The organism is Porphyromonas gulae DSM 15663, from assembly GCF_000378065.1.
GTDB classification, from domain to species: domain Bacteria; phylum Bacteroidota; class Bacteroidia; order Bacteroidales; family Porphyromonadaceae; genus Porphyromonas; species Porphyromonas gulae.
On record NZ_KB899185.1, the window covers coordinates 1 to 13,982 of the forward strand.

At 48.3% G+C, this 13,982-nt stretch carries 10 protein-coding genes and 2 pseudogenes; 2 read left to right on the forward strand and 10 right to left on the reverse strand.

All coding sequences use genetic code 11. The features are described 5' to 3' along the window. Positions 1–16 precede the first annotated feature (16 nt). From F452_RS0109840 to F452_RS11710, 6 genes and pseudogenes are all read right to left on the reverse strand, one after another. A pseudogene (locus F452_RS0109840) lies at positions 17–483 on the reverse strand (transposase); the annotation flags it as partial. Between the two features lie 173 nt (positions 484–656). After that, positions 657–3,479 carry a T9SS type A sorting domain-containing protein gene (locus F452_RS0109845; protein ID WP_026292372.1) on the reverse strand — a complete coding sequence of 941 codons (2,823 nt, stop codon included), beginning with the start codon at positions 3,477–3,479 and terminating at the stop codon, positions 657–659. A 596-nt stretch (positions 3,480–4,075) separates the two neighbouring features. Beyond that, positions 4,076–4,669, reverse strand: a complete 594-nt coding sequence (locus tag F452_RS0109850; protein WP_004585221.1) for an indolepyruvate oxidoreductase subunit beta — start codon at positions 4,667–4,669, stop codon at positions 4,076–4,078. 26 nt (positions 4,670–4,695) lie between these two features. After that, a complete protein-coding gene (locus F452_RS0109855) occupies positions 4,696–6,303 on the reverse strand; it encodes a thiamine pyrophosphate-dependent enzyme (protein WP_018966035.1) in 1,608 nt (535 codons plus the stop codon). 76 nt (positions 6,304–6,379) lie between these two features. Further along, positions 6,380–7,141 carry an SDR family oxidoreductase gene (locus F452_RS0109860; protein ID WP_018966036.1) on the reverse strand — a complete coding sequence of 254 codons (762 nt, stop codon included), beginning with the start codon at positions 7,139–7,141 and terminating at the stop codon, positions 6,380–6,382. A gap of 138 nt (positions 7,142–7,279) precedes the next feature. Continuing rightward, positions 7,280–7,387 (reverse strand): DUF1661 domain-containing protein, encoded by a 108-nt coding sequence (locus tag F452_RS11710; protein ID WP_080637724.1) that lies wholly within the window; start codon positions 7,385–7,387, stop codon positions 7,280–7,282. Between F452_RS11710 and F452_RS13500 the strand changes: the two genes are divergently transcribed. Continuing rightward, the gene (locus F452_RS13500) at positions 7,356–7,448 is read left to right on the forward strand and encodes a DUF1661 domain-containing protein (RefSeq protein WP_161780808.1); all 93 of its coding nucleotides are present in this window, start codon (positions 7,356–7,358) and stop codon (positions 7,446–7,448) included. The genes F452_RS11710 and F452_RS13500 overlap by 32 nt on opposite strands. A 113-nt stretch (positions 7,449–7,561) precedes the next feature. Here F452_RS13500 and F452_RS0109870 read toward each other — a convergent pair whose 3' ends face one another. The 4 genes from F452_RS0109870 to F452_RS0109885 are packed head-to-tail and all read right to left on the reverse strand — an operon-like array spanning position 7,562 to position 13,477. Further along, the gene (locus F452_RS0109870) at positions 7,562–7,861 is read right to left on the reverse strand and encodes a PG0541 family transporter-associated protein (protein ID WP_018966038.1); all 300 of its coding nucleotides are present in this window, start codon (positions 7,859–7,861) and stop codon (positions 7,562–7,564) included. Continuing rightward, complete coding sequence (locus tag F452_RS0109875; protein WP_018966039.1) at positions 7,846–10,995, reverse strand: efflux RND transporter permease subunit; 3,150 nt, start codon at positions 10,993–10,995, stop codon at positions 7,846–7,848. Before F452_RS0109875 ends, F452_RS0109870 begins: the two co-directional genes overlap by 16 nt. After that, positions 10,992–12,044 (reverse strand): efflux RND transporter periplasmic adaptor subunit, encoded by a 1,053-nt coding sequence (locus F452_RS0109880; RefSeq protein WP_026292374.1) that lies wholly within the window; start codon positions 12,042–12,044, stop codon positions 10,992–10,994. Before F452_RS0109880 ends, F452_RS0109875 begins: the two co-directional genes overlap by 4 nt. 44 nt (positions 12,045–12,088) lie before the next feature. After that, positions 12,089–13,477 carry a TolC family protein gene (locus F452_RS0109885; protein ID WP_033317198.1) on the reverse strand — a complete coding sequence of 463 codons (1,389 nt, stop codon included), beginning with the start codon at positions 13,475–13,477 and terminating at the stop codon, positions 12,089–12,091. A gap of 349 nt (positions 13,478–13,826) precedes the next feature. On the opposite strand from F452_RS0109885, the pseudogene F452_RS12215 reads away from it, so the two are divergent. Then, positions 13,827–13,982 (forward strand): annotated as a pseudogene (locus F452_RS12215) (IS5/IS1182 family transposase); the annotation flags it as partial.

The following is a 13,982-nucleotide window of genomic DNA, read 5'->3' on the forward strand; positions in this document are numbered from 1 at the left end:
CGACACTCTTGCGTCAGACAAAGGTGTATTTATTGGCTTTAGACTCGAGTTTTGTGCCGTCTATGTAAGACACATCCAAGCTCAAGAAGCCACGATCACTCAGAAGTAGAACCAGCTGTGTGAAGAGCTTGTTGATCTCTGTCTTCATCCGATTGCGAAAGCGATTGATCGTGGCGAAATCAGGCTTTTCGTATCCCGAGAGCCAAATGTAGTGGATATCCCGACGCAAGGCTTGCTCGATCTTGCGACAAGAATAGACATTGTTCATATAGGCATAGAGAAGTACCTTGAGCATCATGCGCGGATGGTAAGCACTGCGCCCACGAACGCGATAGAGACCTCGGATTGATTCTAAATTCAGCGAATCTACAATGCTGTTGACCAAGCGCACAGGGTCATTGGCATCAATATTTTGACCAAGTTCTGCAGGAAATAGCAGGATGGGGCGGATATGTAAGGATGAAAGTGTAACTTTTTACTCATTAAATAATTGATATTTGCTAAGTTACTCAAACTTAGTGAATGAATGAAGCCCTATCTTGTGAAAGTTGGGGTTTTGTTGTTGAATGAGGAATAAAAAAAGGAGGCTGAGCCAAAAATGAATTTTGACACAGCCCCCTCATCGGTTTATGTATTCAAGTTAGAGAAATGGCTCTCTACTGCTTTACGATCTTTTGGTTGACGGGCCCGCTTGCCGTTTGCATAACGAGCATATAGGAGCCGGCTGTCAGCCCTTGAACACTGAATGTCACACCATTGCGGAGGTTGTTCCAAGAACGAACCAGTTTGCCATCCAATGAGTAGAGAGCGGCAGCGTGAACGATATGAGCATTCTTGATGCTGAAACGATCTGTTACAACAGATGGATATGCAACGACAGCATTGTTATTCTCAATCTGTACAACGCTATTCGGAATACCCGATCCCTTATATACCAGTTTTATTTCGTATTCATCGCTCTCTGTCCCATCTGTAACCGAATAAGTTGTGACAGATGGATCCTGTGTACCGATGAACGTTCCGTTCTTATAGATATAGATACCTACCAGTTCGGGGAATGGAGCAACGTTGGTACCTTTTGCATAAGGCTCTTGTACAAGTGACATGTCGATCTTTGAAGCATCTGTATTTACTACCAGATATTTGATAGCCATGTAGCCTAAGAGCGAGGGTATTCCATTACCTTCGAAAGTGGCACCATTGTCGTATGAGATCTTCTTTCCCGTGATAGAGAACAAGTTGTCCGGGTTTCTTACGTAACGGATAGCACGGTTGATCTTGTACTTATTAGGCATTCTGATACCTGCATAAAGCATATGATTATTATCCACGAGGAATGGCTTATTCAGGTTTACTCTCAACCATGTTCCGGACTGCCAGTCGGACGGAGTTTGCACCTTTTGCAATCTTCTGTTTGTATTGCTCTTTAAGAAGAGATAGAAGGTAGAGTCCGGAGCAGAAGGCATTACATCCACAGCGACGATAGAGACCTTCTGTGGATATGTGCCGGCCATGAATTTGTCTGCTATGACGACACCAACGGGAGGAGTAGGCTGCTGTGCAGCTGCAGCGCTGACATAAGGCACTTCAAATGTTTTGAATATAGGATTGGTTTTTTCTCCGAATCGAGAAACTAACTGGCTTAAGAAAGGAATTTTCCAGCTTAATGTTACACCTCCTTCGGAGAGAGGTGTTACCTCCGGCTTCAGTTTGGTCTGCATCTCTCCTATGGCAATATCGGCAGGAGTCTTGTCCGTATCCTTGTAAGATTCTACTCCATCCAACGGTGAGGGATAAATGAAGCGTGCACTTACTTCATAGCGAATAATACCACTGCCGATAATACTCGGGTTGATAGGATCGGAATATGACAGTTCTTTTGTCGTAGCTATTTCGGTGCCATCTCGGAAAATGTGATATTCCACCTGATAAGACGATGGGTACTGATTGGAGGGAACAGCCGTCCAATTCAGCTCTACGTGGTCACCCTTGGACTGAAGCAACAACTGCGGTACGGAAGGCAAGGGCTTATAATCCTCCCGGTATGTACCTTTGAGGACTTTCGTCTGTCCACTATTCTTGGGATCCAAATAGATGTCCATACGACTTTTATTACCGTCTCCAGCGTACTTATCCCAGTGGCTGTTCATTCTTCCGTAGAACTCCGTTCCGCCACAATTACCTGCACCTCCGGTCAGCGTACCAACCACAAGTTTATTTTCATTGAAGAGAGAAGAACCGGACGAACCACCTTCTGTACCTCCTTGATCATATTTGAAATAAAAGTGATCATTTGTACCTCCGGATCCACTGGTAGTGATCCATGTAGTCAGGGTCGGAGATTTCTTCAGAATAGAGATCTTCATGGCATCTCCGGCGGGATGGTGAATACCGGCTCCACTTGAGGGGATGTCATTCGTGCTATCCCAGCCATTGTAATAGACGCGGTAGCGACGTGGTATTTGGTCGTTGAGTTGGAGCAGGAGACCATCGGATTTGCCCTTGATCGGGAGGAATGCTTTCATGGAAGCTCCGATGATACTGTTGCCACGGAAGATAGCCAATGTACCATTGCTGCATCCTCTTTTTTCATAGTGGAAAGTGAAGATCCACCGGTTCAAATCGGATTGCGTTACACCGAAATTCTCTGTTAGAGAAGCGCAGTGCCCGGCAGAAATGATCAGCGGGGTAAAGTCACCTTTCGTATTATTGAGCAGGTTGCCTGAGCACATTGAGATATACGGTCCTTGTACCATAATCATTTGCACCACACCGTTCTTTTCTGTCTGCCAGTCTGCTCCTTCAGGGCAATTGATATTGATCTCGCAGTCCGAATCGGAATCATCCTCACCGATCCCGTAGTGGTCATCCGTTACGGGACGTCCGCCTACTTTGTCGAATATATAGCCTGCGCCGGAGATCTTGATGCCAGGCAAAGCCCCTCCGCGAGGTACCTCATAATCCATTATAAGTTCGCTTCCGAGTACCGGTTCGGTGGCAAAGGCTTCGTTACGGCGATGAGTGGCATTCGTATATGCACCTAACACATTTTCGTGATCGGGCGTATAGATATAGAGGCGACCACCCTCCGGAATAATGAAAGCATCGTAGTAGAGTGTAATAGCTTTGGCGCCTTCCAGTTTGAATTGCAGACGATACACATCTGCTCCTTTGATCGAAGAGATGCGTGTGGCTTTCGATGCAAAGTCCACATCCACCGGTATTACCTGCCCTATCTGTACGGGGCGACCATCTCTTTGAGATTGCCAGCGGCTACGAGCTATCAGGTCTTCCGGGTTGAAGTCCGGGGTAAGGCGAACCGTCATTTCATTGTCGAATGAATGCGTCCGCGCTGCTTCCGAAGAGAAACTAAGAGGCTCCCCTCCGAAAGAAATCTGTGCAGAAGCAGTTAGCACTGTCGCTATTCCGACGAATGCGGACAATCCTAACTGTAGGAAAAATTTGTGAAACTTCTTCATTTTTCTTGTCTGTGTTATACTTATTCTCTGTTGTTTTTTTAGTCTGCAATGATACGACAAAAACAGCTTAAAGCTACTTTGTCTATGGAAAAACACGACGAATGCCTATAAAGTTCCAATTGCATCGAAACCTATATATAGGAACAAATAGAGAGACTACCGTTTAATTCCGGAATCAATGTCGCAATATCGCAGAAAGATTCTCTTTCCCCCCCTCGAAGGGAGCCTCAGGACTTTATAGTATCAGGTGCAGGTACTTTATAGTATAAAGTATGGAGACTTTACAGTATAAAATGGGGAGACTTTATACTATCAAGTGGTGACACCTTACAGTATTAAGTATGGAGGGCTGATAGTATCAAGAGGGAAGACTTCATAGCAGGAAGTCACAGGGGAGAACGCGCTGTAGCGAAAAGACGAGAGATATTCCGCGAGAAACTGATTCAAAAAGATAGAGGGTATGCTAAAATCGTTTGATCACGATTTTCACACACCCTCTTTCCTTATGCCCAAAGAGCATGATGCATCCTTTTCTTATTTCACTTGAATGGGTAAGGAAAAGTTCGGTAAAAAGGAGGGACTCCCTCTTCTAACCTTTATTTCCCTGCTGCGTATCGGAGGGCGAACTCTCGTCCCGCATTCAGTGCCTTGAGGTTCATATCCACCACCTCTTGTCCTTTGCGGCTGAAAATAGCTTCGATACCGCCTGCCAGATAGTCGAAAGGAATCTCGATAAAGGGAGAAGCGGCACCGAGCATCACGAAGTTGGAAGCACGGACATTGCCTACCTCATCACGGGCGATGCTGTCCGCATCGATCAGAACGTGGTGGGGAAGAGATTCGATCTTGGAGATAACTGACGTAGTCTCGGGATAGTTCGGGATGTTGATAAACGGAACCGTATTGGTCACCACATAACCGTCAGGCTTCAAATAAGGAAGATAGCGCAATGCTTCCATCGGCTCCACGGAGAGGATAAGATCCGCTCCCCCGATAGGAATCAGGTCAGAGTAAATGGGTGCATCCGACAGGCGCAGGAAAGACTGTACGTCGCCACCTCGCTGGCTCATGCCGTGGGTTTCGGCCTGCTTCAAATACAAATTGTTGGTCAGAGCAGCCGAACCGATAGCTGCTGCAATGGACAAAATGCCTTGGCCTCCGACACCGGCCAAAATAATATCTGTTTTCATTTCTTTATTTCCTCCTACTTCAATGGTTATTCCTTGGCCTTTGCACGTTTGACAGCTTTGGCATCGCGAGCATGCTTTTGGATGCAGACGCGACGGGGAATGATGACGGATACACCCTCATAGTTGATTTCCTCCCGAATGATGCTGCATAGTTCGTCATGTTTCTTGGGTACGGGCAACAGCTCCTTGATGTGATCCGGATCCACTCCGATACCGCGACAGATGGCCTCTACCTTGCCGTATGCAGACGAATGCTGACCTCCGGTCATGGAGATTGATTCATTGTCGGAGATAATCACCGTAATGTTGCTATTCTCATTGACGGCATCAAGAAGACCCGTTATCCCGGAATGTGTGAAAGTAGAGTCGCCGATTACAGCCACAGCAGGGAACAGGCCGGCATCGGCAGCCCCTTTGGCCATCGTGATAGATGCCCCCATATCCACACAGGAATTGATGGCTTCATAAGGAGGCAAAGCACCAAGTGTATAGCATCCGATATCGGAGAAGACGCGTCCGTTGGGATATTCTGTAAGAACCTCGTTCAACGCATCGTACACATCGCGATGGCTACAGCCTTTGCACAAGGCAGGCGGGCGTGCTGCAACGAGATCGGGGATAGGTTCTCCCTCTACGACCGGTATATTGAAAGCTTTTGCCACATGATCCGGATTCAACTCTCCATCACGGGGCAATGTGCCATCGAGACGACCTTTGATCCGCTCCAAACCGGGGAAACCCTTCAGCAGCTGCTCCACTACAGGATAGCCTTCTTCCATGACTACGATGTCACCGCATTCGTTGAGCAATCGCTCCATCTGCTTGTGAGGAATAGGATATTGCGTCACCTTGAGGACAGGGTAAGGCACCTGAGCCTTGAAAGCCTCCATCAGGTAGTTGTATGCGATACCGCATGCCACTATACCCTTGGACTTATCAGCGGCATCGATATATTCGGTATAGGGCGAGTTCTCGGACTCCCGTACGAAATCGGTCTGCTTGTCGAGGAGGATTCTGTATCTTTTCTTGGCAATACCGGGAAGCAATACGTACTGGCGTTTGTCTTCCGGCAGGTGCAATCCGTTCTCCCCGATCGGCTCGGTCGGAACGACACCGGCACGAGAGTGAGCCAGACGAGTCGTAATACGCATCATGACGGGGGTACCCAAACGTTCGGAAAGGTCGAAGGCAAGGCGCGTCATGTCGTAAGCTTCCTGTTGGTTGGATGGCTCCATCACAGGAATCATGGCAAACTGTCCATACACGCGGGAGTCTTGTTCGTTCTGGGATGAGTGCATAGAGGGGTCGTCGGCAGCAACGATCACCATACCGCCGTTGGCACCCGTGATGGCAGCATTCATAAAGCAGTCTGCCGCTACGTTCATCCCCACATGCTTCATACATACGAGAGCGCGTTTGCCTGCGTAGGACATCCCGAGGGCCGATTCCATAGCGGTCTTTTCGTTTGCCGCCCATTCCCGATGGACATTTCTTTCCTTAGCCATCCGAGAGTTTTGGATATGCTCGGTGATTTCCGTAGAGGGAGTACCGGGATAGGCATATACACCGGATATGCCTGCATCCAAAGCAGCTTGGGCTATAGCTTCTACCCCCAACAACAATTGTTTTTGCATAATGATATTCCTTTTTATAATGTGATAACTATATCTATAACCAAACAAATACGACTATCGTTTGGTCGCTTTGTGATCAAATTTGCTTGAAAAAGTGTCCGCTGCCTGCTTGTGCCTTCGGCATCACTACCATATCGTTGATGCAGATATTGTCGGGCAGGTTTAGCACGGACGCTATGCATTCCGCTATGTCGCTTGCACAGAGAGGCGTGAAGCCCTTGTACACAGCATCGGCCTTGGCCTGATCATCATGGAAGCGCACCAGCGAAAACTCCGTCTCCACTGCTCCGGGGCAAATCTGTGTGACTTTGATGCCATAAGGAAGCATATCTATACGCATCGCCTTCGAAAGAGCATCTACGGCATGCTTCGTGGCACAATAGACATTGCCGTTGGAGTATACTTCCTTGCCGGCAATAGACCCGATATTGATGATATGTCCGCTGCCACGGGCTATCATACCCGGACTGATTGTGCGAGTTACGTAGAGGAGTCCTTTGATATTGGTGTCTATCATACGTTCCCAGTCTTCAATGTCACCGGACTGTATGGGGTCGAGTCCCGCTGCCAAACCGGCATTATTGACAAGGACAGAAACAGACTGCCAAGGATCAGGCAAATTGCCCAAATGGGTCTCCACTTCTTCACGACTGCGGACATCGAAAGAGAGCGGCAGTATTTCGATCGGGTATTCTGCTCTTATTTCATCGGTTATGCTTTGCAGCCGGTCGGAACGTCGTCCCGTGATGATAAGGTTATAGCCGAGCGAAGCCAGGCGGCGAGCCGAAGCTGCACCGATGCCGGAGGTGGCTCCGGTGATTAACGCGATAGGGTTCATTATTGTTTGTAAGGTTGTACCGAAAAGTCGTATTCGGATTTCGTTCCCCCAAAAGTACAAAAAAGAGAGCGTCTGATATGATTAAATTGTGTCCGATTTGTGGGGGAATCCTATGTCGGATAGAGCCTGCTGTCTACATCAAGGCGTTTCGAACCGGAAATGATCTGATTGCGGCGCGTAATTCCTGGAAAAGTGGCGCGAGAACTTTTTCGTTTTGGCGCGAGAATTTTTTACTTCCCGGACCAAAAGAAAAAAGTTCTCGCGCCATGTTTTGCGGGACTGTAAACGGAAAGATTCCGGAGCGTAAATCAGCCGAATGTGAGATGGGAGGGCAAGGCAAGACAATAAAAAAGGACTGCACCCAAAACTTATTGGATGCAGCCCCCGTATACTAAGAAGATGGAGGTCGAGAATCTCCGATCAGATTGTTTGCTCGATATTCCAAACAAAGGCGCGAAGTCCCTGATCCGGAGTGGCGGCGTCAAGGATACGCAGAGCGTCCATTATGGTTTTCACTTTCTCGGAAGGGCAAACGACCATGAGGGCACCATTGAGCGTAGGCCATGCGTGAGTACCCAAGTGAGGCTCACCCGTATCGCTACCGCAACCGCGGACAGTCTCCCAATAGGTATATCCTTTGAGATTGTGTCGGCTAAGCAATCGAATGATAATATCGTGATAGGCCTGATTATAGGTGATGAAAATCATTTTCTGTTCCATACTCTGCTTTTGTTTTCTTTTTTTGTATACTTCTTGGCCAGCAGTCTACGCTGTCTTCTCATACCGTTCGAGGCAAATACGGCATAAACAGTCGGGACGATAATGAGCGTAATCAGTGTGGATACGGACAGTCCCCATGCCACAGTAACCCCCATCGGCTGCCAGAGTTCGGACCCTTCTCCGATTCCGATGGCCATGGGCACCATACCCAATATGGTAGTCAGGGTAGTCATAAGCACAGGACGCAGACGTGAGCGGCCGGCTCGTACTACAGCAGAGAGAATGCCCATACCACGCTCGCGACAGAGGCGGGTGTAATCGATGAGCACAATACCGTTCTTTACCACGATACCCATGAGCATAATCAGACCGATAAAGGACATAGCACTGAAAGTGGTATTGGTAATGATAAGACCGGCTATGACTCCCGTGAAAGCAAAGGGTATGGAAAACATGATCACGAAAGGATCGACGAGACTCTCGAACTGTGCCGCCATGACGATAAAGACGAGTATGACGATCAGCAGCATGAGGGTACTCAAGTCTGCAAATGTCTTCTGTTGATCCTCGTATGTACCGCTGATTTTGTAGTCCACTCCGTCGGGAATCTCCAGCTGTGCAATTTTTTCTTTAGCCACTTCGACCAAATCGCTCAATGCAGCTCCTTTGACAGCCGTGGAAGCTACGGTAACGACACGCTGACGATCCTTGCGCTCAATGGTAGGAGGAGTGTACAATTCTTCTATGCTGCCCAGTTCTCCCAGGCGAATACCTCTGCCCTGAGGCGTATAGATGAGGATGTTTTCCAAATCCCTCAATGATCGTCGGAACTCGGGGGCCAAGCGCACGCGAATATCGTACTCGTCGCCTTCTTCACGATAGGTAGATGCCACACTGCCATTGACACGGTTGCGCAGGAACATGGCAGCCGTGGTGCTGTTCAATCCGTTTTCGGCCAATTTGGTACGATCAAATACGAATTGATACTCCGGTACGTAGTCTTTTCGGCTGATTGTCGCTTGGGCACATCTGCCATCCTCTTTCATCAGACGACTGAATCTCTCTGCGAGATCGCCCGTTTTATTGAAGTCGTAGCCGTATATATCCAGATTTACTGTGGGTTGTCCGCCCATACCGCCCCCGCTTCCGCCTGGAGTGACCTTATAATTGTTAATCTCCGGATAATCGGCCAGCATGGTGCGCATCTGGTCGGCCACTTCATTCATGGAGCGTTTTCTCTCATCGCGTCCGGTAAGACCGATATGGAAAGTGATGATATTCGTGCCATTGTCCTGCATGGCGGCAAACATGCTGGATGCTTCGGCCTGACCGACACTAAAGCTCGTCCTGTCGATTTCAGGTATTTCGTTCTCCCATCTGTCGATCATACGAAGAGCAAAAGCGCGTGGCAGATTGACTCCTGTGCCTACCGGATATTCTGCCTGAATCTGGATATAGCCGTTGTCGGACTGAGGGAAGAATTCGGTTTTGAGCAGTGGCGTCATCATCAGACTTGCTGCAAAAATGATAAAAGCACTGACTATCGTAACGGCTCTGTGTCTCACTGTCCAATTCAAGAAACGCTCATATACTCGATCTACCGAATCGAGAAAGTGTTCGATCGGGGCAAAGAGCTTTTGTTGCAGCCGTCCTTGCTTTTTGTCGCGCTGAAGCAACTGCGAACAGAGCATCGGTGTCAGACTGAGAGCAGCTACCGTAGAGATAATCATGATGATACTCACGATCCAACCCAACTGACGGAAAAGGATACCCGTAAGCCCCTGAATCATCGTCAGTGGGAGGAATACGGCCAGCATCGTCAGTGTGGAAGCTATGACGGAGATCCCCACTTCGTTCGTGCCGTGTATGGCAGCCTGCTTGGGATAGCTGCCCCGTTCTATATGGGTCGTTACGTTTTCGAGTACCACAATGGCATCGTCCACCACCATACCGATAGCGATAGAGAGGGAGCTGAGAGAAATGATATTCAACGTATTGCCTGTAGCCATCAGGTAGATAAAGGAGGCAACCAGTGAAATAGGGATCGTCAGACCGATGATAAATGTGGCACGCCATCGTCCGAGGAAGAACAGAACCACAAGGATAACGATGACGAACGTAATAGCAATCGTATCGCGCAGACTATTGATCGTATTGACGATGTTGTCCGAAGTATCGAAGATGGTGCCCAGCTTCACGTCCGAAGGGAGCGAAGCCTGTATCTCGGGTAGAGCATCATAGACCGCACGGGAGATAGCTACCGAATTGGCTCCGGACTGCTTGTTGATCATAATCATAGCCCCACGCACATTGTTGTTGTAGCTCTCCTCTTCGTTTTCGGCATGTGTATCCTCGACACGAGCCACATCGCTCAGATAGACGTTGCGACCGCCCACACTGGCCACTACGATTTGGTTCAGCTGGCGTGCATCGGCAAACTCGCCCTGTACGCGGATCGAACTCGTCTTGTTGCCCAAATCGATTAGACCGGCCGGTACATTCTTGTTCTCGGCCGATATGATTTGGCTCACAGCCTCCACGGTCAGGTTGTATGCTTCCAGTTTGGCCGGATCACAATACACCTGTATTTCCCGCTTCACAGTACCCATAATGCTCACCGCACCTACACCATCGAGGCGTGCCAGAGCATTCGTGACCTTGTCTTCGAGGATCTTCGACAGGGCCATCGTACTCTCTTTGGCCTGCACGGATAGCATGGTGATGGGAATATCATCGGTGCCGAACTTGAAGATCATCGGTTTGTTCACATCGTCGGGCAGGAAATTGGAGACGGCATCGAGCTTGTCGCGCACATCATTGGTAGCCACTTCGATGTCCACACCTTCATTGAACTGGAGCGTGATGACGGAAGCATTCTCCCGGCTCTTCGAAGTAATGTGCTTGAGATTGCTGACCCCGTTGAGCGTATTCTCCAAGACCTTCGTAACGTTGTTCTCTATGTCCGATGCACTGGCTCCGGCATAGGAGGTCACGACCATGATATTACTCGTCTCGATCTTGGGATACAAGTCTATGGAAAGACGACTCAGTGAGAATAGCCCGAAAATAGCTATCGCCACGAATATCAATATGGTTGTGACCGGCTTTTTTACAGCCGATTCGTATATACTCATAGTTTGCTCTGTTCTTTAATTCTGACGGACTGACCATCCATGAGGTTGTTCATACCGGCCGTAACCACTGTCTCTCCCACATTGAGACCTTCGATGATCTCATAGCTATCGTTTTGTCTGGCTCCGACCTTCACCATGCGGCGGACAGCCTTTCCTTTTTCCACTACAAACACATAGAATTCACCACTGCCTACCTGTTTTACTACGGCCAAATCCTCCACCATAATGGCTGACTTCTGGCCGAAATCGAGATTTACTCGGGCATACATACCCGGCCGAAGCTGTTGATCTCTGTTGGCAATCTGTATCTCCACGCCGATCGTATGCGTAGAAGCATCCACGGCGGGATAGACCAGGGAGATCTTGCCTTCGAAGATTTGTCCTTGAAGGGCATCTACCGTAATAGTGGCAGGCATACCCTTTTTCAGGCGAGAGAAATACTGTTCGGAGACATCGATGCGGAGCTTTACGGGGGCTATCTGTTCTACCACATATATAGGTCTTGTGGGAGAAGCCATATCGCCGCTATCATAATTGCGTGCGGTAATCACACCTGATATAGGGCTTCGGAGCACGGTGTTCTCCAGCAGATTGTTGTATGTAGTTTCGGCTACGTCGAGCTGCGTCTTGAGTGCATCCCACTGCTGTTTGGCTATGCCGCCTATTTTGTACAGCTCATCCATACGTTGGAAGTTGGTGCGCGTATTCTCCAGCTGTACTTTGGCTTGGGTCAGTTGGCTCCGGTCCAGTTCGGCGAGCACCTGTCCGCGTCCCACTCTATCACCTACTTCGGCCGTAAGGCGTACGATCCTATTGCCCATCTGGGGAGTAATGTTGTTGGTCACTTCTGCCCGAACGGTGGCCGTGAAGCTCAGTATTTCATTCAGCGTGTCGGTCTTCACTATAGTTGTTTCCACCAATTTGGCTGCCATAGCAGCCGAATCTGCAGCAGACGGTCGGCTCTCTTTCTTGCCATTGCAGCCCGTGAGAGTAAGAAATGGCAGGATTATGAGGAGGATAGCCCTGCCCAGTGTTTTCGATCTTTTCATATTTATCATACAGGTGTATTTTGTTACTATTTACTTTTTAATGCTCATTGTTCGGGAATCCCCATTCCGTTCATCTTGTCCAGTTCGGCCTTTGCAATCATGAAGTCAAATATGGCCTGATTATAATTGAGCCGAGCCTGCAAAAGAGCCACATCGGCATCGTTGAGTTCGACGAGAGTGCCTTCGCCGGTCTGATAGCGTTTCTCTGCTATCTGATAGCCCTTTTCTGCGCTTCGGACAGCCTCTTCCGAGGCTACAAATCTCTGCATACAGGTACGCAGGCGGTCATTTTGATTCTTGATTCCCATTCGGATGGATTGCTCTATGTGGCGTCGTTGCAGATCGATCTGACGGATCGACAAGGCACTCTGCTTCACGTTGTACAGACGTTTGCCTCCATTGAAAATAGGGATATTCAGGCTGAGCGATATGGTGGAGAAAGGCGTCCAGCGTTGTCCTTCGCCCCAGAATTTGAAGTCGTTGCTGTTGAGCGAATAGGTGTATTGCCCTCCCAGATTGAGTGTAGGCAGGAAGCTGTACTTATTCAGCTTGTCCGCACTGACAGCCAGACGACGCTGTATGTCGAGCTGACGTAGGGAGGAGTTGTTGGAAATAAGCGTATCGGCAGCAAAATAGCCGGTATAAACCTGTTCTTTATAGTTGGACAATGAGCCTGAGAGTCTGATCGGAGTCTCCACTTCCATACTCATCAGTACCTTGAGCTGCCAGAGAGCAAGGGCTACGGAATTCTGCGCTTGCAGGAGGTTAGGCTCGATGTTGCGTACCTGTACATTGGCGCGAATCTTGTCATACTCGGCCACAAGTCCACGGTCGAATTTGTCGGATATGTTCTTATAATTGGCCAAAGCATTGTCATAGCTGCGCTTGAATACGCTATAAGAGTCCTCAGCCAACAGCACACCGAGATAAGCCTTCTTTACCTCTGCTACCAAATCGATTCGGGAGCTGCGAGCTTTCTCCAGAGCCAGATCGAGTTGTTCACCCGTCATGGCTATGCTTTTCCAAAGCTGTGCCGATACCAAAGGCATGGAGACATTCAGACTTCCTTGCGTATTGTGTGTACGCCCCACTTCGATACCATCGCCACTACTGAAGCCAGGCATATCTATATATAAGACCTGCTTCTTCAGCGTATAGCTGTAAACGCCATTGAGGTCTACTTTCGGAAGGAGATCGGCACGTGCTGCTCTGCGTGCATATTCCTGTTTGCGTACATCCATATCGGCCACTTTCACTGTGGCATTCTCACTGAGAGCGATCCGAAGCACATCGGCTTCGGAGAGTACAATGGTATCCGTATCGTACAATACCGTCTTTTCGGAGGCGTTTTGTGCTACAGTCCGATTCATCGATACAAACCAAAGTACCAACCCTACGAAGATGTAGGGCCAATGATTTGAAAACCTGTTCATAGATGCTTGTCTATATTCATCGTTTGGTATGCTATCCATCTGCCTGCAAAGAGAAGTAAATCGGCTCTACATGCTGCCCACCCTATAGGCTTTATGCGGTTTCCCTTTTTATTCTGAGATAGAAAACGGGCAAACAGACCAATACAAAGAAACGATAAAAAGGTCGAACTACAGTATACAATTCAGTCTTTTTTATATGTCAATAGTACATTATCGTCCCACAAGTTCCACCTACATAGTCGTCCCTTAAAATTCTTTTTAATCTCTGATATTCAGCAAATTAGTTTGCGAATATCTTTGCTAAATCTGCAAGTTTTCTTATCTTCATAGCAGAAAACTTGCAGATTTTATGATTAAAAAGCCCTATAATACCCCTTCATTATTCAGCAGTCTATCAGACATGCTGAACCAATCGCACCCACTCTATAAATTAGCTGACAAAATAGATTGGGCCAAATTCGATACGGCCTTCAAACCTTTGTATTGCCAAAACAATGGTCGCCCT

Coding starts and splice junctions, on each gene's coding strand:
- F452_RS0109860 (WP_018966036.1), bottom strand. CDS start 7,141: ATGAACCCTATCGCGTTAATCACCGGAGCCACCTCCGGCATCGGTGCA.
- F452_RS0109885 (WP_033317198.1), bottom strand. CDS start 13,477: ATGAACAGGTTTTCAAATCATTGGCCCTACATCTTCGTAGGGTTGGTA.
- F452_RS0109870 (WP_018966038.1), bottom strand. CDS start 7,861: ATGGAACAGAAAATGATTTTCATCACCTATAATCAGGCCTATCACGAT.
- F452_RS0109875 (WP_018966039.1), bottom strand. CDS start 10,995: ATGAGTATATACGAATCGGCTGTAAAAAAGCCGGTCACAACCATATTG.
- F452_RS0109855 (WP_018966035.1), bottom strand. CDS start 6,303: ATGCAAAAACAATTGTTGTTGGGGGTAGAAGCTATAGCCCAAGCTGCT.
- F452_RS0109850 (WP_004585221.1), bottom strand. CDS start 4,669: ATGAAAACAGATATTATTTTGGCCGGTGTCGGAGGCCAAGGCATTTTG.
- F452_RS0109845 (WP_026292372.1), bottom strand. CDS start 3,479: ATGAAGAAGTTTCACAAATTTTTCCTACAGTTAGGATTGTCCGCATTC.
- F452_RS0109880 (WP_026292374.1), bottom strand. CDS start 12,044: ATGAAAAGATCGAAAACACTGGGCAGGGCTATCCTCCTCATAATCCTG.